This is a genomic window from Leisingera sp. ANG-M7 (assembly GCF_000813965.1).
GTDB lineage: Bacteria > Pseudomonadota > Alphaproteobacteria > Rhodobacterales > Rhodobacteraceae > Leisingera.
In genome coordinates, this window is the sequence record NZ_JWLI01000005.1 from 305,731 (window position 1) to 331,372 (window position 25,642).

A 25,642-nucleotide genomic window follows, 5' to 3' on the forward strand; every position below is an offset into this window, starting at 1 on the left:
GCCCGTGTTTCCCTGCAACAGAGCCCCCATTGAAACTGTCCGCCCCTTGGGGCAAAACAGCCGGGCGCAAACAGCAGGCGCGTTCAGGGGGCAGCAGTGATCGAGCTGGAAAATGTGGGCTACAATTACGGCGGCGGCGAGCTGCTGAACGCGGTGTCGGTGCAGCTGGCGCCGGGGTCGTTCCATTTCCTGACCGGCCCGTCCGGCGCGGGTAAGACCACGCTGCTGAAGCTGTGCTACGGGGCGCTGATGCCGACCGCAGGCCGGGTGCGCGCCTTCAACATGGATGTGCACGGGCTGGACCGCGACCAGATGGCCTATCTGCGCCGTCGGGTGGGCGTGGTGCATCAGGACTGCCGATTCCTGGACCACCTGCCGGTGATCGAAAACATCGCGCTGCCGCTTCTGGTGTCCGGCCGGGAGCTGAGCCACGAAGAGGCCAACCTGCAGGAACTGCTGAACTGGGTCGGCCTCAGCGAGCGCGCCCATGCACTGCCGCCGGAACTGTCCGGCGGCGAGCGCCAGCGGGCGGCGCTGGCCCGTTCCGTGATCCTGTCGCCGGATGTGATCATCGCTGATGAGCCGACAGGTAACGTCGACTGGGAAATGTCGCAGCGGCTGCTGCAGCTTCTGGTGGAGCTGAACAGGATGGGCAAGACCATCCTGGTCGCCACCCATGACCTGTCGCTGATCCGCGCGGCCAAGAACCAGGTGCAGGCGCGGGTGCTGCGGATTTCCAACCGTCAGCTGCAACTGGCGGGGGCGGACCTATGACCGAAGGCAGGCTGCGCAAGCTGATCCTGGGCGATGCCCAGGCCGACCGGGTGGTGCCGCCGAGCGGTTTTACCGCCCAGCTGACCCTGTTTGTCTCCGGCGCCATGGCGTTCCTCACGGTCTTTGCGCTGGCGCTGTCGATGGCCTCCGGCCGGCTGGCCGACCAATGGGCCGAGGAACTGGCCCGCGCCGCCACCCTGCGTATCAACGCACCGGCAGAGCAGCGCGCGGCACAGACCGAGGCAGCGCTGGAAATCCTGCGCCAGACGCCCGGTGTGGCCACTGCGCGGGCGCTGACCGGTGAGGAGCAGGCGGCCTTGCTGGCACCCTGGTTCGGGGCCGGGGTGCCGGTGGGGGATCTGCCGCTGCCGCAGCTGATCGAAGTGACGGGCGATGAAGGCGGCTATGACGCTCAGGGCTTGCGGTTGCGGCTGCAGGCCGAGGTTCCGGGCGCGGTGCTGGATGACCACACCCGCTGGCGGGCGCCGCTGGTGGATGCGGCCCAGGCGCTGCGCCGTCTCGCCTGGGTGTCGATCCTGCTGATCGGCGGCGCCACCGCCGCGATGATCACCCTGGCCGCAAATGCCGCCCTGGCTGCCAACGCCCAGGTGATCGAGGTGCTGCGGCTGGTCGGTGCGCTCGACAGCTATATTGCCCAGGCCTTCATCCGCCGCTTCACCCTGCGGGCGCTGACCGGCACCGCCGCTGGTATGGCAGCGGGCATGATCGGGGTCTTTCTGATGCCGGAAGCCTCTGCTGAGGGCGGTTTCCTGACCGGGCTTGGCTTTCAGGGCTGGGGCTGGCTGGCGCCCTTGCTGATTCCGCCGCTGGGCGCGCTGGTGGCCTTTGCCGCTACCACCCGGGCGGCCACCAAACGTCTGGGGGAACTGTCGTGAAAAACCCGATCCAATGGCTGCGCTCGCTGGTCTTCATCACGCAGATGTATCTGGCGATGCTGGTGCTGGGCATCGTGTTTGCGCCCTGGGCAATGGTATCGCCCAAAGGCGCGCGCACGGCCTGCAAGACCTATGCACGCTGGTCGCTGTGGACCGCCCGCTGGATGGTCGGCATCCGCTCTGAGGTGCGCGGGCAGGTGCCCGAGGGCGAGGTGATCGTCGCCGCCAAGCATCAGAGTTTCCTGGATATTCTGATCATCTTCAACGCGGTGCCCTCGGCCCGGTTTATCATGAAGCGGGAGCTGATGTGGACGCCGGTCATCGGCGTCTACGCCAAGCGGCTGGGCTGCGTGCCGGTGAACCGCGGCAAGCGCGGCGCGGCGATAGCCAAGATGGTTAAGGATGTCGCCAAGGAAAGCACCGAGCCGGGCCAGCTGATCATTTATTCGCAAGGCACCCGCGTGGCGCCCGGCGCCAGGAAACCCTACAAGATCGGGACCGCGGTTCTCTATGACGGGCTGAACCAGCCTTGCGTGCCGGCTGCAACCAATGTCGGCGTGTTCTGGCCCCGTACCGGCATCTACCGCAAGCCGGGCCTGGCAGTGGTGGAGTTCCTGGAACCGATGCAGCCGGGGATCGCCCGCGACGAATTCATGGCGCAACTGGAAGAGCGGGTCGAGAGCCGCTCAGACGCGCTGATGCGCGAAGCAGGGTTCGATCCGGATCAGGCAGCCGTCCAGGCCTGATCCGCCGGTCTGACCGGCTGTTCCGGCTGTGCGCCGTAGGCTAAGGCGCCAATTTGCCGGGGTGACGGTTTGCCTGAAACAGGCTAGCCTTGCCGCAAGAATGCGCAGCAGGCAGTAAAAGAGCGGGCAGTAAAAGAATGAGCGAATTCCTGGCTTCCTATCTGGCTTATGCCAGCGATGTCCTCCTGTATTTTCTCGATCCGGGGCAGCGTGTTTTCTACCTCTATATCGCGACCTCCGTTCTGGCGGCCTACGGGGTCTACTTGTTCCAGCGCAAGCAGAGCGGTAATGCCGCTGAAGGGTCCTTTCTGGCGTTCCTGTTTCCCAAGTCGGTGTGGTCGCATCCTTCGGCCTGGCTTGATGTGCGCTATTTCTTCTTTCACAAACTGCTGGCGCATTTCCTGCTACTGGGTCTCTTTGCCGGTACCGCAGCCTTGGTGTTCCGCTGGATCACCGGCCATGCGATCACCTCTCTGCCCGTCACCGCCGAGGGCGCCGCGGGCTGGGGGATCGTGATCGGCTACATGCTCGTCAGCACAATCGTGCTCGATCTGATCGGCTATACCGTGCACTATCTGCAGCACAAGGTGCCGATCCTGTGGGAATTTCACAAGGTGCACCACAGCGCCGAGGTGATGCATCCGCTGTCCAACTACCGCGAGCACCCGGTGGACAATTTCTTCTATCTGCTGCTGATCGGCGCGGGCTACGGGGCGGTTGCGGGCGGTGTCTACCAGTATGCCGCGGTGGTGCCGAGTGTTCCCAGCATTCTGGGCGTGCCCATCCTGATGTTTGTCTTTAACATCCTGGCCTACAATCTGCGCCATTCCCACGTCTGGCTGCGCTGGCCCGGCATCTGGTCCAAGGTCTTCCCGTCGCCCGCTCATCACCATGTGCACCACAGCTGCCATCCGGATCATTTCGACAAGAACTTTGCCTTCATGTTTCCGGTCTGGGACGTGATTTTCGGCACCTATGAAATGCCGGAGGACAACCGCGATGTGAAATTTGGTGTCGCAGGCATGAAATCGATGGAGATGGACACCTGCTGGAAGCTCTATTCCATCCCCTTCGTCAAGGCCGCGCGCCGCCTGAAGCGGAGCGGCAAGACAGCAGGAAGCAGCAGCCGGACAGACGCCGGATAACCGCCCGCCCGGACCGCGGGGAGAGGCCTGCGCCCCGGTTGCAGGCGGTCAGCGGATCACGTCGCCGATCAGGACTTGCGGCTGCACATCGGTGAAATTCGGAATGTCGTCCAGCGCAGGCCCTGCAGCCTTCATTGCCGCATCCATCGCCGCCTGATCGGCAAAGACCAATGTAGCGATGGCAAAGAACGGCGGCGCGATGTCCGGCCCGCCTGCCAGCCCCTTGGTCACCACAGCCGACTGGATGTGCGGCCCCATGTGCTGGTCCACGATCTGCATGTGGGTGTCCGCATAATAGGCGTGGTCGAAGGTCTTGCCTTCGGCGGCTGGGTAGATGACTTGCAATGTGACAGGCATGGCGATGTCTCCCTTGGCAATAAAATGCAGAGCTATTAAGGATTCGGACGCGTAAACTTCCAAGGAAAGGGCAGCCGCGGAGACTGCCCTGCCTTGTGTCCCGAGTGGGCCGGGTCAGCTGTGGATCGGCCCGTCGCCGCAGGCCAGGGCGGCCTCGCGCACGGCTTCGGAGTACGTCGGGTGGGCGTGGCAGGTCAGTGCCACGTCTTCGGCCGAGGCGCCGAATTCCATTGCCACGCACAGCTCGTGGATCATGTCGCCCGCTGCCGGACCGATGATGGCGGCGCCCAGGATGCGGTCGGTTTCCGCATCGGTGATGATCTTCACGAAACCGCCCTCGGCCTGGTTCACGGCCTTGGCGCGGGCGTTGCCCATGAACATGAACTTGCCAACCTTGACCTTCTTGCCTTCGGCTTTCAGCGCGTCCTCGGTCGCACCGACGGTCGCAACCTCGGGGGTGGTGTAGACGACACCCGGAATGACGCCGTAGTTCACGTGGCCATGCTTACCGGCGATCACTTCGGCTACCGCCATGCCCTCATCCTCGGCCTTGTGGGCCAGCATCGGGCCTTCGATCACATCGCCGATGGCATAGATGCCGGGCAGGTTGGTGCGCCAGTGGTTGTCGGTGGCGATCTGGCCGCGCTCGGTCATCTTGATGCCAAGCGCATCCAGCCCCAGCCCTTCGCTGTAGGGTTTGCGGCCCGTGGCCACCAGCACCACATCGGCGTCCAGCGTGACCTCGTCGCCGCCCTTCTTGGGCTGGTATTTGACTTTGGCTTTGGTCTTGGTGGTCTCCACCCCCTGCACTGCGGCGCCCAGGATGATGTTGAGGCCCTGCTTTTCCAGGATCCTTTTGAAGGAGCGCTGAACGTCCTTGTCCATGCCGGGGCAGACTGCGTCCATGTATTCGACCACGGTCACTTCCGACCCGAGGCGGGCATAGACCGAGCCCAGTTCCAGACCGATGACGCCGGCGCCGATCACTGCCAGCTTTTTCGGGATCTTCGGCAGCTCCAGCGCGCCGGTGGAGGAGACCACGATCTTTTCGTCGATCTCCACGCCCGGGATGGAGGCAGGCACCGAGCCGGAGGCGATCACGATGTTCTTGGCTTCATGCACCTCGTCGCCGACCTGCACCTTGCCGGCCGCCGGAATGGACGCCCAGCCCTTGATCCAGTCGATCTTGTTCTTCTTGAACAGGAACTCGATGCCGCCGGTGTTCTGGCCGATCACCTCGTCCTTGTAGGCCTTCATCTGGTCCCAGTCGACCGAGGGGCTTTTGCCCTTGAGGCCCATATGGGCAAAGTTGTGCTCTGCCTCATGCAGCAGATGGGTCGAATGCAGCAGGGCCTTGGACGGGATGCAGCCCACGTTCAGGCAGGTGCCGCCGAGGGTCTCGCGGCCCTCGACAACAGCTGTCTTCAGTCCCAGCTGGGCGCAGCGGATGGCACAGACATAGCCGCCGGGGCCGGCGCCGATTACGATGACGTCATATTGGGACATGGGTCGGTTTTCCTCGTTTCTCCCCGGTTCCGTTCAGCGGAACACGCATTAGGGGATAGTGGTCTGATGATCAGACGGGGGTCAACATCTTGATCGAGATATTGGTGACCCCGTCGCGTTCAAGGTGCATGGCGAGTTCTTCCGAGCCGAAGAAGGCGCGGGCTTTCTCCAGATCGGTGATCGCAAACAGCGCCACGGCGTGGTTTTTCTGGTCAGGATCGCTCCAGACGTTCAAATCGGTGATGCCCGCGGCCTGCCGGTTGCGCTTGTCCTGCCGGAACACGGTCAGCCAGGCGTTGAAATCGGCCACATCGGCCTGCCAGAGAACATGGGTTGCCATCGGGGTTACTCCTTTATCCGTTTTGAAGGCAGGATGCCCTGGTAAGGGTAAGGAGCGCTTTGATTCCACTCAAATAAGGCGGGTTCTGTATTCAGGTTTGCAGAAAGGGTGCGCTGCCCCTGGCCCATGCGCAGTGGGGCTCTGCCCCGTTCGGCCCTGAAACCGCCCCCCAGGCGGTTTCCAAGACGGGCCTCACCCCCCGGAGTATTTTTACAAAGGTGAAAGCTCATGCGAGGAGCACCCCCGCGAGCATCGCGGCTAGGCCGCTGGTGGCGATGAGCCAGATGGCGGTGCGCAGATAGGGCACGCCGCTGAGGTAGGCAGGCAGGTAGAGAGCGCGGCCTGTGAGATAGGTGTAGATGCCGCTGGTGATCAGCGCGCTCTGCAGGCCTGCCAGTTCTGAAACCAGCGCAAGGGCGATGAAGACCGGGGCGGTTTCCAGGAAATTGGTGAAGGCGCGGCGTGCCCGGCCTGCCAGTGCGCTGCGGGAGACGGATGTGTCACGCGGGCCCGCGGTCCAAGCGTTGCCAACGGACAGCTTCAGCAGGAAGCTGTCACAGCTCACGTGGATCAGGGCGAGGATCGAGAGGCAGACAAGGCCCCAGAGCGGGAGGGTCATAGGGTGTGTCTCTCAAACGGGCCGGAGTTCGCGATGGCAGTGCTTTGAGGACATGGGATACAGCCGGAAATTGCCGGACAATTGCAAAGTGCGCTCCAACGCTGGCGTTTCAGTGACAAGGGACGCCCTCTTAACAATTCGGATTGAACTGGATGCGGCTCATGGATCATGCGGAGCGAAGCCCCCTGTTCGTTCATATTCGTCGGATCAAGCGAAGAACGCCTAATATCCAAATGCTTCGAAATCTGCCCGGTAGATTTGTTCAATGCGGGATTTGACGGAACTCGTCAGCAAGGTCTCACCTTCAAACTCTCCACTGTTCTTGTTGGCGTGAGGAACAGACCAATTGTCAGGGAGCTTGCGGTCAAGTCTCTCTGCCACCGACTTGTAGAAAGTTCCAAGATCTTCGGTCCGCCCGATCAGGTCGGCCTGGAACACATTTGGCTTGATGGAAGGAACCAGCGGTCTCCAATGCGGATCAACGCTGTCAGGGCCGGCCTGTTCAATCGTCTGAGCGACATAGTCGAGAAACTTCTCGAAACCTGCAGCCGTTCTGATGTCATTGTTCCAGTCGAACCGAACCATAGCATTCATCCGCAAGCGTTCGTCCACAAACCAGGGGTGATTGCGGTCATGTGATACGCAAAGATACAAGAAAGCCGACAGCGCCCGCCGTTCAGGGTTCCGAACAGTGGTCAGCTGCAACGTATCCGGAAGCAGCCGGTGCCCGCGAGGGAACGCGATCAGCGGCTGAAAGAGACCTGCTTCAGTCAGGCGGTGAGACGTGGCATCCGGATTGATGTCGGTGGCTGATGCAAACCTTGCCGTCAGCGGGATCCCGAACTCAAGTTCGAAGAGAAACCGTTTAGTCGAACTTGTGCCAGTTTTTCCGTTTGCTTTGTATGACCATGTGCGGCTTTGAGGGACGAAGATCCTCAGGAAATAGTCACGCACAGCAGGGAGATCTGAAAACTCATCAGGGAATGCCTGAAGGGCAGCGTCAAGGATGGCTTGACGCTGCTTCGGTCTCGGCGCTGTGTTGAAAAAGATCTCCGCCATAAAAGTTACAGATCCATCAGCAGACGGCGCGGGTCCTCCAGTGCTTCCTTGACGCGGACCAGGAAGGTCACGGCGCCTTTGCCGTCGACGATGCGGTGGTCATAGCTCAGCGCCAGGTACATCATCGGGCGGATTTCCACCTTGCCATTGATCGCCATCGGGCGGTCCTGGATCTTGTGCATGCCCAGGATGCCGGACTGCGGCGGGTTCAGGATCGGCGAGGACATCAGCGAGCCGTAGACGCCGCCGTTGGAGATGGTGAAGGTGCCGCCCTGCATTTCCGCCATCGACAGTTTGCCGTCGCGGGCGCGGGCGCCCTTTTCGGCAATCGCCTTCTCGATGGTGGCAAAGGACATCGCGTCGGCGTCGCGGATCACCGGCACCACCAGGCCCGTGGGCGTGCCTGCGGCGATGCCCATGTGGACGTAGTTCTTGTAGACGATGTCGGTGCCGTCGATCTCGGCGTTGACTTCCGGCACTTCCTTCAGCGCGTGGCAGCAGGCCTTGGTGAAGAAGGACATGAAGCCCAGTTTCACACCGTGTTTCTTCAGGAACAGGTCCTTGTACTCGTTGCGCAGCGCCATCACCTCGGTCATGTCGACCTCGTTGTAGGTGGTCAGCATAGCAGCGGTGTTCTGGCTGTCCTTCAGGCGCTTGGCGATGGTCTGGCGCAGGCGGGTCATTTTCACCCGCTCTTCGCGCGCAGCGTCGTCGGCGGTGACGGGACCGCGGACCTGGGCCGGTGCCTGCGCAGGCGCGGCGGCAGGGGCTGCCTTGGCGGCGGCCACGGCGGCAGCGACATCTTCCTTCATGATGCGGCCGTCCCGGCCCGAGCCGGTGACCTGATCGGCGCTGATGCCGGCCTCGGCCATGGCTTTCTCCGCGGAGGGAGCGTTGGCGACATCCTTGGAGCCGGTGGCAGCGGCAACAGGGGCGGCGACTGAGGCAGGCGCTGCGGCGGCCCCGGCGGCGCCGGAGGCAATCACGCCCAGCTGCGAGGAGGCCTGAACGGTGGCGCCTTCAGCGGCCATGATCTCAGTCAGCACGCCGGCCGCGGGTGCGGGCACCTCGACGGAGACCTTGTCGGTTTCCAGTTCGCACAGCATTTCATCCTGCGCGACGGTGTCGCCCACCTTCTTGAACCAGGACGAAACGGTCGCCTCGGAGACCGACTCGCCAAGTGCGGGGACCATGACCGGCACCGGGGCGCCGTCGCCGCCGGAGGGCGCAGCAGCGGGGGCCGGTGCTGCCGCCTTGGCGGCAGGGGCTGCGGCGGCGCCATTGGCCTCGGTCAGAGTGGCCAGCAGCGCGTCGACGCCAACGGTGTCGCCTTCGGCTGCGACGATCTCGCCCAAGGTGCCGGCTGCAGGCGAGGGCACCTCGACCGTCACCTTGTCGGTTTCCAGCTCGCAGAGCATTTCATCGGCACTGACGCTGTCGCCGGGCTTCTTGAACCAGGTGGCCACGGTGGCCTCGGTCACGGATTCGCCCAGGGTGGGTACGCGGACTTCGGTTGTCATGTCTCTTTATCCTCAGATGCTCAGCGCTTCGTTCACGAGGGCTGCTTGTTGGGCTTTGTGTTCGCTGGCCAGGCCGGTTGCGGGCGAAGCCGAGGTGGCGCGGCCTGCATAGACGGGCCGGGTGTGCTTGGCGCCGATGCGGGTCAGCACCCATTCGATGTTGGGCTCGATGAAGGTCCAGGCGCCCTGATTCTTGGGCTCTTCCTGGCACCAGACCATTTCCGCCTGTTTGAAGCGTTCCAGCTCCTTCACCATCGAGATGGCAGGGAACGGGTAGAACTGCTCGATCCGCATCAGGTAGACGTCGGTGATGCCGCGGGCGTCGCGTTCTTCCAGCAGGTCGTAGTAGACCTTGCCCGAGCACATCACCACGCGCTTGATCTTGTCGTCCGCCACCAGCTGGGTATCGGAGTTGCCGTGCTGCGCGTCATCCCACAGCACCCGGTGGAAGCTGGAGCCAGTGGTGAATTCCTCTGCCTTGCTGACCGCCAGTTTGTGGCGCAGCAGGGACTTCGGGGTCACCAGGATCAGAGGCTTGCGGAAGGTGCGGTGCAGCTGGCGGCGCAGGATGTGGAAGTAGTTCGCAGGCGTTGTGCAGTTGGCAACGATCCAGTTGTCCTGGCCGCACATCTGCAGGAAGCGCTCCAGACGGGCGGAGGAGTGCTCCGGCCCCTGGCCCTCGAACCCGTGCGGCAGCAGGCAGACGAGGCCTGACATCCTGAGCCATTTGCTTTCGCCCGACGAGATGAACTGGTCGAACATGATCTGGGCGCCGTTGGCGAAATCGCCGAACTGGGCCTCCCACAGGGTCAGGGCGTTGGGTTCCGCCAGCGAGTAGCCGTATTCAAAACCCAGCACCGCATATTCGGACAGGGCCGAGTCGATCACCTCGTACTGGGCCTGGCCCGCACGGATGTTGTTGAGCGGGTAGTAGCGCTCCTCGGTCTCCTGGTTGACGATGCCGGAATGGCGCTGGGAGAAGGTGCCGCGGGTGGCGTCCTGGCCCGCAAGGCGGACCGGATAGCCTTCGGTCATCAGCGAGCCAAAGGCCAGCGCCTCGCCGGTGGCCCAGTCAAAGCCTTCACCGGTTTCGAACATCTTGCCGCGCGCATCCAGAACCCGGCCGACGGTGCGGTGCAGCGGGAACCCTTCGGGCACCCGGCTGAGCGCGTTGCCGATCTCGGCCAGCGTCTCCGGTTTGATCGCGGTGCGGCCGCGCTGGTAGTCGGCGTCCTTCTTGTCCAGATGCGACCAGCGCCCGTCCAGCCAGTCGGCCTTGTTGGGCTTGTAGTTCTTGCCGGTCTCGAACTCTTCATTCAGATGCGCCTGGAAGGCCGCCTTCATGTCCTCGATCTCGCCCTCGGGGATTAGGCCGTCCTTGACCAGCCGGTCGGTATAGAGGGTGAGCGTGGTCTTGTGGCCCTTGATTTTCTTGTACATCAAGGGGTTGGTGAACATCGGCTCATCGCCTTCGTTGTGACCGAAGCGGCGGTAGCAGAAGATGTCCAGCACGACATCCTTGTGGAATTTCTGGCGGAACTCGGTGGCAACCTTGGCCGCATGCACCACCGCCTCCGGGTCGTCGCCGTTCACGTGGAAGATCGGCGCCTCAACCACCAGCGCATTGTCGGTGGGGTAGGGGGAGGAGCGCGAGAAATGCGGTGCAGTGGTGAAGCCGATCTGGTTGTTCACCACGATATGCATGGTGCCGCCGGCCTTATGGCCCCTGAGGCCCGACAGGGCAAAGCATTCCGCCACCACGCCCTGGCCCGCAAAGGCCGCATCGCCGTGCAGCAGGATCGGCAGCACCTGGCTGCGGTCGGTGTCGCCCAGCTGGTCCTGCTTGGCGCGGACCTTGCCCAGAACCACCGGGTTCACCGCCTCCAGGTGGGAGGGGTTGGCGGTAAGGCTGAGGTGCACGTTGTTGCCGTCGAACTCGCGGTCGGACGACGCGCCGAGGTGGTATTTCACGTCGCCGGAGCCGTCCACATCCTCGGGCTTGAAGCTGCCGCCCTGAAACTCGTTGAAGATCGCCCGGTAGGGCTTCTGCATCACATTGGCGAGGATATTGAGGCGGCCGCGGTGCGGCATGCCGATCACGATGTCCCGCACACCCAAGGCGCCGCCACGCTTGATGATCTGCTCCATCGCCGGGATGAGGCTCTCGCCGCCGTCCAGGCCAAAGCGCTTGGTGCCGGTGTATTTGACGTGCAGGAACTTCTCAAAGCCCTCGGCCTCGACCATCTTGTTGAGGATCGCCTTGCGCCCCTCGCGGGTGAAGGTGATTTCCTTGTCGTAGCCCTCAATCCGTTCCTTCAGCCAGCTGGCCTCTTCGGGATTGGAGATGTGCATGTACTGCAGCGCGAAGGTGCCGCAATAGGTGCGTTTCACGATCTCCACGATCTGGCGCATGGTTGCGACCTGCAGGCCCAGCACGTTGTCGAGGAAAATCGGCCGGTCCATGTCGGCATCGGTGAAGCCGTAAGATTTCGGATCCAGTTCCGGGTGGCTGGCGCTTGCGCGCATGCCCAGCGGATCAAGGTCGGCCGCCAGATGGCCTCGGATCCGGTAGGCGCGGATCAGCATCAGCGCGCGGATCGAGTCCAGCACCGCGCGCTGGATCTGATCATCGGTGACCTCGACGCCCTTGGCGGCGGCCTTGTCCTTGATTTTCTTGCCCGCGCCCTTGGCCTCCGCAGGGGCCGGCCATTCGCCGGTCAGCGCGCCGGTCAGATCGTCATTGGGGGCCGGCGGCCAGTCGCCGCGCGCCCAGGAGGGGCCCTTGGCCTCTGCCTTCACGTCCAGTTCGGCGTCGCCCATCTGGCGGAAAAACTCGGCCCAGGCGGCATCCACCGCGTTGGGGTCATTGGCGTAACGGGCATAAAGCTGCTCCAGATACTCCGCATTGTGCCCCTGCATGAAGGAGGAGGCGTGGAAGAGGTCGTTGGGCGATTGGTCGGTCATCTTAAGCTCCCGAAGAGTCGGTATGCGGTTGTTGGGGCAGGTCAGGGTTCACACTGGAACGTGACCTGTTCCTTGGTCGGGTCGAGCGATTGTTCCGGGCCGGACGTAATGGTCACGGAACTGGCGCCCTTGCAGATTTCGTTTTCGATACGGTCCTGAACATCCTCAATGCTGGTGCCGGGCTCGAAGTTCAGCACGCCCTGCATCGGCTGGGTGATGGCCGCGGCGGAGGTGGCGGTGAGGAGGGTGAGGCTTAGTCCTGTCGCACAGACTGGCAACAGGCTGAGAAAACGGAGAGAGCAACTATTCTTGGTCATTAGTGCGCCTCGTGCGGGTTGGGACCGTATTTGTTCTCACCCGGCTGAGATTTCTTTGAGGTAAAGAACAGGAACAAAACGAGCGGGATCATTGCTGCTGCGAAACCTATACCATTCTGGAGCTGCTGCAGATTGGGTAGGGCTTTCAATGCGAACATCACGATTGCAAAGAGTGCAAAGGGCACAACAAATATTGTACTGGCTGCCACACCAACATCGTGCAGACGCCGTGACAGCGCGGCAAAAAACGGTATGGCAAACAATCCAGTATAAAGATTGAAGAACCAAGGGTATTGAGGCCCAAGATAGAAATAGACGCCAAAGTGGATTTTGAAGCTGCCTTCGGGTTGTTCAGCAGTCAGGTTCAATCCGACAAACTGGACGAGTGCCAGAAACAAAACAAAAAACCAGAATTCGCTTCGGGCCGCGCGTCCGCCGAACTGCGCGTAGTTACTCATGCAATTTTTGACTGAGGCCCAAAAGCCCATTTTTTGCACCATATTTAATATTGCGCTTTTGCCGCACCCGCTCAGAATAAAGCAAGCGCGGCAAATCGTGTTTTAACTTACTTGCCGATCGCTTTCAGCACCGCTTCACCCAGGCCGGCCGGGCTTTCGGCGACCACGATGCCTGCGGATTTCATCGCTTCGATCTTGTCCTCGGCGCCGCCCTTGCCGCCGGCGACAATGGCGCCCGCGTGGCCCATGCGGCGGCCCGGAGGGGCGGTGCGGCCTGCGATGAAACCTGCAACCGGCTTCTTGCGGCCCTTCTTGGCCTCATCGGCCAGGAACTGCGCCGCCTCTTCCTCGGCGGAGCCGCCGATTTCGCCGATCATGATGATGCTTTCGGTCTCGTCGTCGGCAAGGAACCATTCCAGCACGTCGATATGCTCGGTGCCCTTGATCGGGTCGCCGCCGATGCCGACGCAGGTCGACTGGCCCAGGCCCACGTCGGTGGTCTGCTTGACCGCTTCATAAGTCAGGGTGCCGGAGCGGGACACCACGCCGACGGAGCCGCGGCGGTGGATGTGGCCGGGCATGATGCCGATCTTGCAGGCGTCAGGGGTGATCACGCCGGGGCAGTTGGGACCGATCAGGATGGAGGAGGAGTTCTCCAGCGCGCGCTTTACCTTCATCATGTCGAGAACCGGGATGCCCTCGGTGATCGCGACGATCACTTCCATCTCGGCGTCGATCGCCTCGAGGATCGAGTCCGCGGCAAACGGCGGCGGCACGTAGATCACGGAGGCGTTGGCCTCGGTCACATGCTTGGCTTCATGCACGGAGTTGAAGACCGGCAGATTCAGGTGGGTCTGGCCGCCTTTGCCGGGGGTCACGCCACCGACCATCTTGGTGCCGTAGGCAATAGCCTGTTCAGAGTGGAAAGTGCCCTGCGAGCCGGTAAAGCCCTGACAGATGACCTTGGTGTTTTCGTCGATGAGGACTGCCATGTTTCGGTTCCTTCAAGCGGTATGTGTGTGTTGGGTCTGCGGGGTGGCCAGGGAACGGCCGTCGAAGCGGATTTTTTCGAGGGTGGCCCGCCCCAGGACCACGCTGGGAAGTATTCGGAAGCCGCCGCGGAATTCGTATATCCCGCGCCGGAGTTTCTGGCGGATCAGCGGCCAGCCCTTGGGCCGGTAGCGCGGCGGGCCGACGCCCACTTCACCCGGTGCCTCATTGCCCTGTTCGGCAAGTGCGGGCTGAACCTGATAGACCTTGATGCCGCGTGCAGGTAGCGAGGCATCGAAGTTGAACAGCAGGTTGTCCAGCGTGATGCAGAACGGGCGGCTGTCCAGCAGATGCTGTGCAGCTTTCCGGCTGATCACATATGCCGCGCCGCCGGCGTGACGGGACAGCATCTGGCGCACCTCGCGGCCCAGATGGGTGAAGCTTTCCTTGCCAAGCGCCACCTGCAGCCTGTTGGCCCGCCAGCGCTCAAACTTGACAATGTCGGCATCCGCAGGCCACCAGGACAGATCCGCCAGCCAGGCGCCGGTGTCGGGCGACAGGAAGACATCATCCTCCAAGATCAGCGCGACATCGGCATCCGAGGCCAGGAAAGTCCTCCAGGCCTTGGCATGGCTGAGGGTGCAGGCCATGTCCTTGGTCTGGAAGTAGCCCCAGTTGCCCTCGGAGCTGCACTGTTTGAGCATCTCCTCGCGGCTGACCTGGGTACTGTCCACCGCATCAATGCGCACAGCCTCGAGCCCGGCCTGATCCAGCTCCCGCTGCATCAGCTCCGCCCGGCCCGTGGCCTGCCGCAAGCCTATGAGGTAGACAGCCGCCTTCACCGGATCTGGCCCTTAGCCCTTGACCGCCTTCACGATTTTCTCGGCGCCGTCCTTGAGGTTGTCGGCGGCGATCACGTCGAGGCCGGAGGTGTTGATGATCTCCTTGCCTTTTTCGACGTTGGTGCCCTCAAGGCGGACAACCAGCGGCACCTTTAGGCCGACTTCCTTGACCGCGGCGACCACGCCCTCGGCGATCACGTCGCAGCGCATGATGCCGCCGAAGATGTTGACCAGGATGCCTTTGACGTTCGGGTCGGAGGTGATGATCTTGAACGCCTCGGTCACCTTCTCCTTGGTGGCGCCGCCGCCGACGTCGAGGAAGTTGGCGGGCTCAGCACCGTAAAGCTTGATGATGTCCATGGTGGCCATCGCCAGGCCGGCGCCGTTCACCATGCAGCCGATCTCACCGTCCAGCGCGATGTAGTTCAGGTCGTACTTGGAAGCTTCCAGCTCTTTCGGGTCTTCCTCGGTGGTGTCGCGCAGCTCAGCCACGTCGGCGTGGCGGTAGACCGCGTTGCCGTCGAACCCGACCTTGGCGTCCAGCACCTTGAGGCTGCCGTCGTCGCCGACGATCAGCGGGTTGATCTCCAGCATTTCCATGTCCTTCTCGACGAAGGCTTTGTAGAGCTGGCCCATCAGCTTGACGCACTGCTTGATCTGCGCGCCCTCCAGGCCCAGCGAGAAGGCGATGCGGCGGCCGTGGTACGCCTGATAGCCGGTGGCCGGGTCTACCGAGAAGGACAGGATCTTTTCCGGGGTGGCCGCGGCCACTTCTTCGATGTCCATGCCGCCCTCGGTGGAGCAGACAAAGGAGATGCGCGAGGTCTGGCGGTCGACCAGCAGCGCCAGGTACAGCTCGGTCTGGATGCCGGAGCCTGCTTCGATGTAGATGCGGTTCACCTGCTTGCCGGCCGGGCCGGTCTGATGGGTGACCAGGGTGCGGCCCAGCATCTTCTTGGCTTCTTCGGCCGCTTCTTCCACCGATTTGGTCAGGCGCACGCCGCCCTTCTCGCCGGCGTCGGCCTCCTTGAAAGAGCCCTTGCCGCGGCCGCCTGCGTGGATCTGTGCCTTCACCACCCACAGCGGGCCGTCAAGTTCACCGGCGGCGGTTTTGGCTTCTTCGGCCCGCAGCACCACGCGTCCGTCGGACACCGGAGCACCGTAGCTGCGAAGGAGGGCTTTGGCCTGATATTCGTGGATGTTCATTTGAAACTGTCCCGTCTGGCTGCAATTGTCTGCTGATTTATAGGCCGTGTTAAAGCCAAGTGTTAAAGGCTTTTTTGACAGGGGGCAGGGAAATGCGGAAGATTTTCGGTTTTTGTGATCACGGGTTTTGGGGGTGTGATCACAAAATGGCGACGGCGTGAAGCGGGTGATTCGAGCCAGAAGCCAAGGGCGGTGCGCGCCGCATCATAGATCAAAAGCGGCAGCGGCCGGAGCGGAAGCGCCGGCGCAAAAGAAAAGGCCCGCCGGAAGCGGGCCTCTCTGAATTCCGGTGGCTGCGGGCCTTAGGCCAGCGATGCGTCGATGCCTTTGCAGGCCTCGACCAGGCCTTTCACGGCGTTGACCGAGTTGTCGAACATCGCCTGTTCTTCTTCGTTCAGCTGGATGTTCACCACCTTCTCGATGCCGCCGGCGCCGATCACGGTGGGCACGCCCACATACATGTCCTTGACGCCCAGCTCGCCATCGCAATAGGCGGCGCAGGGCAGCACGCGTTTCTGGTCTTTCAGGAAGGCCTCGGCCATTTCGATGGCAGACGTGGCCGGCGCATAGAAAGCGGAGCCGGTTTTCAGCAGGCCAACGATTTCGGCGCCGCCGTCACGGGTGCGCTGCAGGATGGCGTCCAGGCGCTCCTGGGTGGTCCAGCCCATCTTGACCAGGTCGGGCAGCGGGATGCCGGCAACGGTTGAGTAGCGCACCGACGGCACCATGGTGTCGCCGTGGCCGCCCAGCACAAAGGCGGTGACGTCTTTCATGGAGACGCCGAATTCCTCTGCCAGGAAGTGGCGGAAGCGGGCGGAGTCCAGCACGCCGGCCATGCCGCAGACCTTGTTCGCGGGCAGGCCCGAGAATTGCTGCAGCGCCCAAACCATTGCGTCCAGCGGGTTTGTGATGCAGATCACGAAGGCGTTTGGCGCGTGGTCGCGGATGCCTTCGCCGACGGATTTCATCACCTTGAGGTTGATGCCTAGCAGGTCGTCGCGGCTCATGCCCGGCTTGCGCGGCACGCCGGCGGTCACGATGCAGACGTCGGCGCCTGCAATGTCCTCATAGGACTGGGTGCCCTTCAGCGAGGCGTCGAAACCCTCGGAGGGACCGGATTCTGCGATGTCCAGCGCCTTGCCTTCGGGGATGCCTTCGGCGATGTCGAAGAGAACGACGTCGCCCAGTTCCTTGAGGGCTGCGAGATGTGCGAGGGTGCCGCCGATCTGACCTGCGCCGATGAGGGCGATTTTGGGTCGTGCCATTGGAAAATGTCTCCGGTCCGGTTGAAATTTCCTGATGCCTACGGCGTAAACCCGTGCCGTGCAAGGGCACTGCGCTGCGGCAATCGGCTCTGTATGCTTGTGTATACCGTGTTGATACCGCTAAACCGTCTGTAATCTGGGCATTTCGGAGGGCAGGTGATGGCGGCGTTTGATGCAATGTTTTTCGTTTTTGCCATCCCGGCGGTCGTTTTTGCGGGCGTGTCCAAGGGCGGTTTCGGGTCTGGCGCAGCTTTTGCCTCGGCGTCGATTCTGGCGCTGGTGTTGGAGCCAGGTACCGCGCTGGCGCTGATGCTGCCCCTGCTGATGCTGATCGACGTGGCCAATCTGAAACCATACTGGGGGCGCTGGAACCTGCGGGCGTCGCTGCTGCTGATTGGCGGCGGATTGCCCGGTGTGGCATTGGGGGCCTGGCTCTATGCGGCGGTGGATGCCGATGCGATGCGGGTGCTGATCGGGCTGGTCTCCGTAGGTTTTGTGCTGTGGCAGCTGCGGGCACGGCTGGGGCTGCGGCAGGCGGCGGATGCGCCGCTGTCCACGGGCGCCGGGGCGCTGGCGGGGCTGGCGGTGGGGTTCACCAGTTTTGTCAGCCATGCAGGCGGGCCGCCGGCCGCGGTCTATCTTCTCAGCCTCAAGTTGCGGAAGACCGAGTACCAGGCCAGCACGGTGCTGATTTTCTGGGCCATCAACATCGCCAAGGCGGTGCCTTATGCCGGGCTGGGGATGTTCACACGTGAAACCCTGGTGCTGGACCTGATGCTGGCGCCCTTTGCCCTGCTGGGGGCATGGCTGGGGGTGAAGCTGCACCATTCGATACCGGAACGCTGGTTCTTTGCGCTCACCTATGTGCTGCTGACGGTGACCGGTGCCAAGCTGATCTGGGACGGGCTGGTCTGAAGACTGCTCATATCAGCCAGCCCGCGCGGCGTCCCCGGCCGCTTAACCTGCAGCCTGGAAGCCTGCCTCAATACCTGCTCAGGCGTCGCTGTCGGTGTTCGGCAGTGCTTCTGCGAGCACTTCATAAGACTGTCCGGAAGCCACCAGGCAGGTCATGCCGTTGGGTGTGGTTACCGTAATGGTCCAGCTGCCGGTTTCGTCCGAGGCGAAGGTTTCCATCACCATGCCCTGCTGGCCCATGCCAATGCTCTGGCGGCTTTCGCCGTATTTTTCCGCCAGCCGTTTCACCACAGCCTCGCGCGGGGCGCAGTTGCGGCTTTGGGCGGCGGCGGGGGCGGCGGCCATGGTCACCGCGGCCAGCGCCAGCGGCAGTGCGAAGAATGAGTGTTTCATCTCGTTTTACCCTTTCCGGAACGGCCGGACAGAGCAGGGTGCCTGACGGCAGCCCCCGGTGTCCCTGTGCGGGCCGGTGTGTGACGCAATTCGAAATGCAGGCCCCATGCCTGCGGGCATCAGATGCGGCCCGGTTGGGCGGCAATGTGCTGTGCCTTGGTACCCTTCAGTGTGCCAATCAGGTGCTGATAAGTGGTTAATCGGGCGTGCGCCGGGAATTCACACATTTTTTCAATATCTTGCTGCGATGGCGCGAGAGGTTACGCTGCGCTGCGGCGGAATTGTACTTGAAAGTATACAATCGAATCTGTACCGCTTTACGCAACAAAATAACTTTCGGAGAAGCTCCATGGATCCGCGCACGCGCCCTTACCGTTCGGTTTTGTATATCCCCGGCTCCAACGCGCGTGCGCTGGAGAAGGCCAAGACCTTGCCGGTGGACGCGGTGATCTTTGATCTGGAGGACGCGGTCTCAGCCGATGAAAAAACCAATGCGCGCGAGACCTTGGCCCAGGCGCTGAAGGTTGGCGGCTATGGTTCGCGGATGAAGATCGTGCGGATCAACGGGCTGGATACACCCTGGGGCCGCGGTGACGCAGCAGCAGCAGCGCGGATGGCCCCGGATGCGATTCTGCTGCCCAAGGTGAATGCGCCGGAGGACCTGGATGCATTGGCGGAAATCACCGGTGACATTCCGCTGTGGGCGATGATGGAAACCCCGCGGGGCATGCTGAATGCCGCTGCGATTGCCGTGCACCCCAAGCTGCAGGGCATGGTGATGGGCACCAATGACCTGGCCAAGGAATTGCAGACCCGCTACCGCCCTGACCGGATGCCGATGATGGCAGGGCTGGGCCTGTGCCTGCTGGCGGCCAAGGCCGAGGGGCTGGTGATTGTGGATGGCGTCTATAACGCCTTCAAGGATGTGGAGGGGCTGGCCGCGGAATGCGCGCAAGGCCGCGACATGGGCTTTGACGGCAAGACCCTGATCCACCCGGCGCAAGTGGAAGTGGCCAATGCGGCCTTTGCCCCGACCGAGCGGGAGATCGATACTTCCCGCCGTCAGATTGCCGCATTTGATGAGGCGCAGGCCGCAGGGCAGGGTGTCGCGGTGGTTGACGGCAAGATAGTTGAGAACCTGCATGTCGTAACGGCGCGCGAGATCCTGGCAAAAGCGGATGCAATCGCTGCGGTTTCCGCGTAGGTGTTAATCAGCTTAACATCAAAGAGGGGCTGAAATGGCACTGTTGATCCTGGGACTTCTGCTGTGGTGGGGCGGCCATCTGTTCAAACGGCTGGCGCCGGATATGCGCGCCTCCATGGGCAATGGCGGGCGCGGCGTGGTGGCGCTGGTGCTCGTGGCCGGTGTGGTGCTGATGGTGCTGGGCTACCGCTCCGCCGAGAGCTTCGACCTGGCGCTGGTTCCGCCGTTCCTGACACACATCAACAACCTGCTGGTTCTGGTTGCGATCTATTTCATGAGCCCCGGCCCGCATAAGGGGGCGCTGTTCTACAAGATGCGCCACCCGATGCTGACGGGGTTTGGCCTGTGGGCGCTGGCGCATCTGCTGGTCAATTGGGATCCGGCGTCGTTTGTGCTGTTCGGCGGCCTGTGGGCCTGGTCCATCGCCGAGAAGATCGTGATCAACCGCGCGGAGCCTGACTGGCAGCCTGGCCCGAAGGGGACGATCGCCAAGGACGGGATGTTCCTTGCTGCTTCGATTGTCCTGATGGGGGTGATCGGCTACGTCCACGTCATGGTCGGCCCGTCGCCGTTCGGCGGCTAGGCCCAAGCACAGGGTAGGAAACCATGAAACTGTACCGATTTTTGTCCGAAGACGACACCTCTGCCTTTTGCCACAAAGTAACGGATGCGCTGAACAAGGGCTGGGAGCTGCATGGCAGCCCGACCCAGGCTTTTGATCCCGTCAAGGGGATCATGCGCTGCGGCCAGGCGGTGGTGAAGGATGTGGACGGAACCTACACCCCTGAGACCAAACTGGGAGAACACTGATGGCCAAGACCAATCCGGGCCGGTTTTTCGAAGACTACACTGTTGGCGAGGTGATCCGCCACGCGGTGCCTCGCACGGTGTCGGGCGGCGAGCGGGCGCTTTATCATGCGCTCTATCCGGCGCGCCATGCGCTCTATTCTTCGGATGAATTCGCCCGGGCCTCTGGTCTGCCCTCGGCGCCGCTGGATGATCTGGCGGCCTTCCATGTGGTGTTCGGCAAGACGGTGCCGGACATCTCGCTCAATGCGCTGGCAAACCTCGGCTATGCCGAGGGGCGCTGGCTGCTGCCGGTTTATCCCGGCGACACGCTGCGCTCGGAGTCCGAGGTGATCGGCCTCAAGCAGAATTCCAACGGCAAGTCCGGCGTGGTCTATGTGCGCACCCGCGGGCTGAACCAGCGTGATGAATGCGTGATGGAATACGTGCGCTGGGTGATGGTGCGCAAACGCGACCTGGATGCGCCTGCACCGGAAACCGTGATCCCCGAGCTGAACAATGTGATCCCGGCGGGTCAGCTGGTGATCCCTTCGGGACTGGATTTCAGCAACTACGATTTCACCCTGGCGGGCGAGCCGCACCGCTGGGGCGACTATGAGGTGGGTGAGACCATCGACCATGTGGATGGCGTCACCATCGAGGAAGCCGAGCACATGATGGCGACCCGCCTGTGGCAGAACACCGCCAAGGTGCATTTCGACAATACCGCGCGGCCTGATGGCACCCGGCTGATCTATGGCGGACATGTGATCTCATTGGCGCGGACGCTGAGCTTCAACGGGCTGGCCAACGCGCAGATGATCGCCGGCCTGAATGGCGGGGCGCATGCCAACCCCTGCCTTTCTGGTTTCACTGTGCGGGCCTGGTCAGAAGTGCTGGACAAGTCCGACACCGCGGCGCCCGGCGTTGGCGCGATCCGGCTGCGGCTGGTCGCGACCAAGGGCGGTGACCCGTTCCAGCTGAAGGGCGAGGACGGCAAGTACCTGCCGGATGTGCTGCTGGATCTGGACTACTGGGCTTTGATGCCGAAGTGACCGGGCTGGCGCGGCGGTCTTTTCGGGACCGTTGCTTACGCCCCACGCTCTCCCTGTCAGAAACGCGGACCGGAGAAATTCCCGTCTTGCAATCCTGAGGCGCGCCGGTAAACCTGCCTGCGCTACTCAGGGTGGAAAATTTATGATTGACGAAGAAAAGTCATCGGCCAGTTACGGGACAGCTGTCATATTGTGCGGTCTGTTCGGTGTGATTGGCGTGCATCATTTCTACTTGCGGAATTACGTGCATGGAATGATTGACCTAGGGTTGTTCATTCTGTTTGTCGTTCTTCTGGCCGGCAACCAGCCCTTGCTGGGTTACCTGGTGCTGCTCGTTGATATCGTGCACTCAATAATCGTTTTTTATCTGTTGATTGCGGAAAAGGCCCGCGACGGATCGGGCCGTTTGGTCAAACTTAAATAGGGTTAAGAACAACATGGCAAATATGGATCATGCAGTTGCCGGCGACGTTAGCGAAAAGGGGTTCGTTCCCGCTGTGCTGCTGTGCTTCTTTCTGGGATCGCTGGGCGCGCACCGTTTCTATCTCGGCAAGATCGGCACCGGCATCCTCATGCTGATCACGCTTGGCGGCCTGGGGATCTGGACAATTATTGACTTTGTCCGCCTGATTATCGGCTCCATGGGCGACCGGGACGGTCTGCCGCTGCGCCGCTGAAACTTGTCTGCTGCGGCACTCAAGCCGCAGCAGATTTTGCGGCCTGAGTGCCGGTAAACTCCCCGCGCAAAAGTGATAGCCCTGAAAGCTGCAATCAGCTTAAGCTGGACGCATGCGGGTTTTGCAGCTTCTGGTTTTCTCCATGCTCTCCCTTTGGCCGCTGCGCGCAGCGGCCTGCGATCTGGCATTGGTGCTGGCGGTGGATGTCTCCGGCTCAGTTGATGCCGAGGAATACCGGATTCAGATGGACGGGCTGGCGGCGGGGTTGCGCGACGGCGTCGTCTCTGAGGCGCTGGTCAAGGCGCGTGCGCAGGTGCTGCTGCTGCAATGGTCGGGCGAGTCGCGTCAGGAAGTGACGCTGCCCTGGGCGGAGATCCGCACCTTCGGCGATGTCGAGGCGCTGGCGCAGGCAATTGAGCAGGCGCCGCGGCCCTGGCGTAATTACTCCACCGCGGTGGGGGAGGCTTTGTTTCTGGCGTTAGAGCAGTTTCCGGCAGTGGAGCACTGCAAGCGACGGGTGATTGATGTCTCAGGTGACGGATTCTCCAACGAGGGGATCGAGCCGCGCGAAGTGCATGGCGCGCTCACCGCGGCAGGGGTCACTGTGAATGCCATCGCCATCGAGCAGAGCGAGCCGGACCTGACGGCCTATTTCTTTGAAAATGTCATCCGCGGAGAGGGGGCCTTTGTGGTCTCTGCCGCGAGCTTTGCCGACTACCCGTCGCGCATCCGTAAGAAGCTGGTCAGAGAGGTGGCAAGACAGACCGCGGCACTGCCTGCAGGGACAGAGAGGGCGGTTGCGTCTTTGCAGTGATTTGCAGAAGGGGCCCTGATTCTGCAAAAAATTTTCAATCGGCAGATTTGTGATCACTAATTATTTGCTGTGATCACAAGCCGTGGCGTTTTAGCGCCAACAGGCCAGAAACCTGCCGTTTTTAACCGTTCCTTCGGGTGACACGCCGTAAAAATCGGCTAAAACGTCGTCAGCCAACCTGAAAAGGAGCCAACATGGCCGATGTCAATCGGGGCAACCGCCCGCTTTCGCCGCATTTGCAGGTCTACCGGCCGCAGCTGACCTCCGTGACTTCGATCCTGACACGGATCACCGGCAACGCACTGATCGTCTCGGCGCTGCTGATCGCCTGGTGGTTCCTGGCTGCCGCAACCTCACCTGACTACTTCGCTATCGCCAACGGGCTGCTGACCAGCTGGTTCGGTGATCTGGTGATGACCCTGTCGGCGCTGGGCCTGTGGTATCACGCGCTGGCGGGTATCCGGCACCTGATCTGGGACAACGGCATGATGCTGGACCTGGAGCAGGCCGAGAAGCTGGGCTGGTTCGTGGTGATCGGCTCTGCCGTTCTGACTGTCCTTACCATTATCATCGTCTAAGCCCGGGAGGCACACGCAATGCGATATCTGACTGACCGCAAGCGCGCCGTTGGCATGGGCGCTGCAAAATCCGGAACGGAACATCACTGGTCGATGCAGGTGAGCTCAATTGCTCTCCTGATCCTGGTGCCGCTGTTCGTCTTCACCTTCGGCTCTGCGCTGGGCGGCACCTATGAAGAGATCACCGCCTATTACTCCCGCCCGTTCCCGGCGATCGTGGCGGCGCTGACCATGTGGGTCGGTATGATGCACTTTAAATCCGGCGCCCAGACCATGATCGAGGATTACGTCCACGGGCTGAAAGGCCGTCTGACGATCATCCTGGTCAATTGCCTGTCCTATGCCGTCGCCGCGACCAGCGTTTACGCGCTGATCCGCCTGGCCCTGTAACTCCCCGAGGTCTTTTTCAATGGCTGCTTACGAATACGAAACACATGAATATGACGTGGTCGTGGTTGGCGCCGGCGGGGCCGGTCTCCGCGCGACGCTGGGCATGGCGGAGCAGGGGCTACGCACCGCTTGCGTAACGAAGGTGTTCCCGACCCGCTCCCACACCGTGGCGGCGCAGGGCGGTATTGCCGCGTCCCTGGGCAACATGGGCCCTGACAGCTGGCAGTGGCATATGTATGACACCGTCAAGGGTTCCGACTGGCTGGGCGACACCGACGCGATGGAATATCTAGCCCGCGAGGCCCCCAAGGCGGTGTACGAGCTGGAGCACTACGGCGTGCCGTTCTCGCGCACCGAGGAAGGCAAGATCTACCAGCGCCCCTTCGGCGGCCACACCACCGAATTTGGCGAAGGCCCCGCGGTGCAGCGCACCTGTGCGGCGGCGGACCGGACCGGCCACGCCATCCTGCACACGCTCTATGGCCAGAGCCTCAAGAACAACGCCGAGTTCTACATCGAGTATTTCGCCATCGACCTGATCATGTCCGAAGACGGGCAGTGCCAGGGCGTTGTCTGCTGGAAGCTCGATGATGGCACCATGCATGTCTTCAACGCCAAGATGGTGGTGCTGGCGACCGGCGGGTACGGCCGCGCTTACTTCTCTGCCACTTCGGCGCATACCTGCACCGGTGACGGCGGCGGCATGGTGGCGCGTGCGGGCCTGGCGCTGCAGGACATGGAGTTCGTGCAGTTCCACCCGACCGGCATCTATGGCTCCGGCTGCCTGATTACCGAAGGCGCGCGGGGCGAGGGCGGTTACCTGACCAACTCCGAGGGCGAACGCTTCATGGAGCGCTATGCGCCCCAGTACAAGGATCTGGCGCCGCGCGACTATGTTTCCCGGTCCATGACCATGGAAATCCGCGAAGGCCGCGGTGTGGGCGCCGAGGGCGACCATATCCACCTGAACCTGAGCCACCTGCCGGCCGAGGCGCTGGCGGAACGGCTGCCGGGCATCTCTGAAAGCGCCAAGATCTTTGCCGGCGTCGACGTGACCAAGGAGCCGATCCCTGTTCTGCCTACCGTGCATTACAACATGGGTGGTATCCCCACCAACTATTGGGGTGAGGTGCTGAACCCGACGTCCGAGGACCCGACCGCGGTTGTGCCGGGCCTGATGGCCGTGGGCGAAGCGGGCTGCGCCTCGGTGCACGGTGCCAACCGGCTTGGATCCAACTCGCTGATCGACCTCGTGGTCTTTGGCCGTGCCTCCGCCATCCGCGCGGGCAAGGTAGTGGACGCAGACGCGGCGAACCCGGTGCTGAATCAGGCCTCCGTCGATAAGGCTTTCGACCGCTTCGACACCCTGCGTAACGCCAATGGCGGTATCCCGACCGCGGATCTGCGCCTGGAAATGCAGAAGTGCATGCAGGCAGACGCGGCGGTGTTCCGCACCTCCAAGACCATGGCGGAAGGCGTCGAGAAGATGACCGAGATCGCGGCCAAGCTGGATGACCTGAAGGTGACCGACCGCTCGCTGGTATGGAACTCTGACCTGATGGAGACGCTGGAGCTGACCAACCTGATGCCAAACGCGCTGGCGACCATCGTTGGCGCCGAAGCCCGCAAGGAAAGCCGTGGCGCCCACGCGCATGAGGACTTCACCACCCGCGACGACGAGAACTGGCGTGTCCACACCGTCTCCCGCGTGGAGGGCAACAAGGTTGATCTGACCTACCGCCCGGTAATCACTGACCCGCTGTCCACCGAAGCCGAAGGCGGCATCAGCCTTGCCAAAATCGCGCCCAAGGCGCGGACGTTCTAAG

General features: G+C 62.5%; 29 protein-coding genes. 15 read left to right on the forward strand and 14 right to left on the reverse strand.

Going from position 1 to position 25,642, the window contains the following annotated elements:
• The first annotated feature begins 96 nt into the window (after positions 1-96).
• From RA26_RS06965 to RA26_RS22060, 4 genes are all read left to right on the forward strand, one after another.
• Positions 97-774: a cell division ATP-binding protein FtsE gene (locus RA26_RS06965; protein ID WP_039181773.1), complete on the forward strand. Its 678-nt coding sequence runs from the start codon at positions 97-99 to the stop codon at positions 772-774.
• A complete protein-coding gene (locus RA26_RS06970; RefSeq protein WP_039181776.1) occupies positions 771-1,670 on the forward strand; it encodes a cell division protein FtsX in 900 nt (299 codons plus the stop codon). The genes RA26_RS06965 and RA26_RS06970 overlap by 4 nt, the downstream gene beginning before the upstream one ends.
• A complete protein-coding gene (locus RA26_RS06975) occupies positions 1,667-2,416 on the forward strand; it encodes a lysophospholipid acyltransferase family protein (protein ID WP_039181779.1) in 750 nt (249 codons plus the stop codon). The genes RA26_RS06970 and RA26_RS06975 overlap by 4 nt, the downstream gene beginning before the upstream one ends.
• A gap of 137 nt (positions 2,417-2,553) precedes the next feature.
• Complete coding sequence (locus RA26_RS22060) at positions 2,554-3,561, forward strand: sterol desaturase family protein (RefSeq protein ID WP_052272333.1); 1,008 nt, start codon at positions 2,554-2,556, stop codon at positions 3,559-3,561.
• 48 nt (positions 3,562-3,609) lie between these two features.
• Here the strand turns inward: RA26_RS22060 and RA26_RS06985 are convergent, their stop codons facing one another.
• The 13 genes from RA26_RS06985 to mdh all read right to left on the reverse strand — a co-directional run bounded on the left by RA26_RS06985 (position 3,610) and on the right by mdh (position 17,004).
• Positions 3,610-3,918, reverse strand: coding sequence for an EthD family reductase (locus RA26_RS06985; RefSeq protein WP_039181782.1), 309 nt, complete (start codon positions 3,916-3,918; stop codon positions 3,610-3,612).
• A gap of 114 nt (positions 3,919-4,032) precedes the next feature.
• A complete protein-coding gene (gene lpdA / locus RA26_RS06990; protein ID WP_039181784.1) occupies positions 4,033-5,424 on the reverse strand; it encodes a dihydrolipoyl dehydrogenase in 1,392 nt (463 codons plus the stop codon).
• A gap of 70 nt (positions 5,425-5,494) precedes the next feature.
• Positions 5,495-5,764, reverse strand: a complete 270-nt coding sequence (locus RA26_RS06995; RefSeq protein WP_039181787.1) for a hypothetical protein — start codon at positions 5,762-5,764, stop codon at positions 5,495-5,497.
• 226 nt (positions 5,765-5,990) lie between these two features.
• On the reverse strand, positions 5,991-6,383 hold the full coding sequence (locus tag RA26_RS07000) for an MAPEG family protein (protein WP_039181791.1): 393 nt from the start codon (positions 6,381-6,383) through the stop codon (positions 5,991-5,993).
• Positions 6,384-6,605: 222 nt separating this feature from the next.
• The gene (locus tag RA26_RS07005) at positions 6,606-7,442 is read right to left on the reverse strand and encodes a sulfotransferase family 2 domain-containing protein (protein WP_039181794.1); all 837 of its coding nucleotides are present in this window, start codon (positions 7,440-7,442) and stop codon (positions 6,606-6,608) included.
• Between the two features lie 5 nt (positions 7,443-7,447).
• A complete protein-coding gene (odhB, locus tag RA26_RS07010) occupies positions 7,448-8,962 on the reverse strand; it encodes a 2-oxoglutarate dehydrogenase complex dihydrolipoyllysine-residue succinyltransferase (protein ID WP_039181797.1) in 1,515 nt (504 codons plus the stop codon).
• Positions 8,963-8,974: 12 nt separating this feature from the next.
• Positions 8,975-11,926, reverse strand: coding sequence for a 2-oxoglutarate dehydrogenase E1 component (locus RA26_RS07015; protein WP_039181800.1), 2,952 nt, complete (start codon positions 11,924-11,926; stop codon positions 8,975-8,977).
• 41 nt (positions 11,927-11,967) lie between these two features.
• A complete protein-coding gene (locus tag RA26_RS07020) occupies positions 11,968-12,243 on the reverse strand; it encodes a hypothetical protein (protein ID WP_039181803.1) in 276 nt (91 codons plus the stop codon).
• Positions 12,243-12,701: a DUF805 domain-containing protein gene (locus RA26_RS07025; RefSeq protein ID WP_193747595.1), complete on the reverse strand. Its 459-nt coding sequence runs from the start codon at positions 12,699-12,701 to the stop codon at positions 12,243-12,245. Before RA26_RS07025 ends, RA26_RS07020 begins: the two co-directional genes overlap by 1 nt.
• 107 nt (positions 12,702-12,808) lie before the next feature.
• Entirely contained in the window at positions 12,809-13,693 is an 885-nt protein-coding gene (gene sucD, locus RA26_RS07030; RefSeq protein ID WP_039181809.1) for a succinate--CoA ligase subunit alpha, read from the reverse strand.
• Between the two features lie 12 nt (positions 13,694-13,705).
• Positions 13,706-14,533 carry a glycosyltransferase family 25 protein gene (locus tag RA26_RS07035; RefSeq protein WP_082015776.1) on the reverse strand — a complete coding sequence of 276 codons (828 nt, stop codon included), beginning with the start codon at positions 14,531-14,533 and terminating at the stop codon, positions 13,706-13,708.
• Between the two features lie 12 nt (positions 14,534-14,545).
• Entirely contained in the window at positions 14,546-15,739 is a 1,194-nt protein-coding gene (sucC, locus tag RA26_RS07040; protein ID WP_039181812.1) for an ADP-forming succinate--CoA ligase subunit beta, read from the reverse strand.
• Between the two features lie 302 nt (positions 15,740-16,041).
• Positions 16,042-17,004 (reverse strand): malate dehydrogenase, encoded by a 963-nt coding sequence (mdh, locus tag RA26_RS07045; RefSeq protein ID WP_039181814.1) that lies wholly within the window; start codon positions 17,002-17,004, stop codon positions 16,042-16,044.
• A gap of 159 nt (positions 17,005-17,163) precedes the next feature.
• Between mdh and RA26_RS07050 the strand changes: the two genes are divergently transcribed.
• The gene (locus RA26_RS07050) at positions 17,164-17,919 is read left to right on the forward strand and encodes a sulfite exporter TauE/SafE family protein (protein WP_039181817.1); all 756 of its coding nucleotides are present in this window, start codon (positions 17,164-17,166) and stop codon (positions 17,917-17,919) included.
• A gap of 78 nt (positions 17,920-17,997) precedes the next feature.
• Here the strand turns inward: RA26_RS07050 and RA26_RS07055 are convergent, their stop codons facing one another.
• A complete protein-coding gene (locus tag RA26_RS07055) occupies positions 17,998-18,312 on the reverse strand; it encodes a hypothetical protein (protein ID WP_039181820.1) in 315 nt (104 codons plus the stop codon).
• A gap of 349 nt (positions 18,313-18,661) precedes the next feature.
• Here RA26_RS07055 and RA26_RS07060 point away from each other — a divergent pair, with 349 nt between their 5' ends.
• From RA26_RS07060 to sdhA, 10 genes are all read left to right on the forward strand, one after another.
• Complete coding sequence (locus RA26_RS07060) at positions 18,662-19,516, forward strand: HpcH/HpaI aldolase/citrate lyase family protein (RefSeq protein WP_039181822.1); 855 nt, start codon at positions 18,662-18,664, stop codon at positions 19,514-19,516.
• Positions 19,517-19,550: 34 nt separating this feature from the next.
• Positions 19,551-20,099, forward strand: coding sequence for an NnrU family protein (locus RA26_RS07065; protein ID WP_039181823.1), 549 nt, complete (start codon positions 19,551-19,553; stop codon positions 20,097-20,099).
• A 23-nt stretch (positions 20,100-20,122) separates the two neighbouring features.
• Complete coding sequence (locus RA26_RS07070) at positions 20,123-20,326, forward strand: DUF1737 domain-containing protein (protein WP_027244590.1); 204 nt, start codon at positions 20,123-20,125, stop codon at positions 20,324-20,326.
• Positions 20,326-21,357, forward strand: a complete 1,032-nt coding sequence (locus tag RA26_RS07075) for a MaoC family dehydratase (RefSeq protein ID WP_039181828.1) — start codon at positions 20,326-20,328, stop codon at positions 21,355-21,357. The genes RA26_RS07070 and RA26_RS07075 overlap by 1 nt, the downstream gene beginning before the upstream one ends.
• Before the next feature lie 142 nt (positions 21,358-21,499).
• A complete protein-coding gene (locus tag RA26_RS07080; RefSeq protein ID WP_039174846.1) occupies positions 21,500-21,781 on the forward strand; it encodes an NINE protein in 282 nt (93 codons plus the stop codon).
• Between the two features lie 22 nt (positions 21,782-21,803).
• Positions 21,804-22,034: a TM2 domain-containing protein gene (locus tag RA26_RS07085; protein ID WP_039182104.1), complete on the forward strand. Its 231-nt coding sequence runs from the start codon at positions 21,804-21,806 to the stop codon at positions 22,032-22,034.
• A gap of 112 nt (positions 22,035-22,146) precedes the next feature.
• A complete protein-coding gene (locus tag RA26_RS07090; protein WP_039181831.1) occupies positions 22,147-22,848 on the forward strand; it encodes a DUF1194 domain-containing protein in 702 nt (233 codons plus the stop codon).
• Positions 22,849-23,042: 194 nt separating this feature from the next.
• Positions 23,043-23,426 carry a succinate dehydrogenase, cytochrome b556 subunit gene (gene sdhC, locus RA26_RS07095; RefSeq protein WP_039181835.1) on the forward strand — a complete coding sequence of 128 codons (384 nt, stop codon included), beginning with the start codon at positions 23,043-23,045 and terminating at the stop codon, positions 23,424-23,426.
• 18 nt (positions 23,427-23,444) lie between these two features.
• Entirely contained in the window at positions 23,445-23,816 is a 372-nt protein-coding gene (gene sdhD / locus RA26_RS07100; RefSeq protein ID WP_039181838.1) for a succinate dehydrogenase, hydrophobic membrane anchor protein, read from the forward strand.
• Positions 23,817-23,835: 19 nt separating this feature from the next.
• A complete protein-coding gene (gene sdhA / locus RA26_RS07105; RefSeq protein ID WP_039181840.1) occupies positions 23,836-25,641 on the forward strand; it encodes a succinate dehydrogenase flavoprotein subunit in 1,806 nt (601 codons plus the stop codon).
• Position 25,642: the final 1 nt, after the last annotated feature.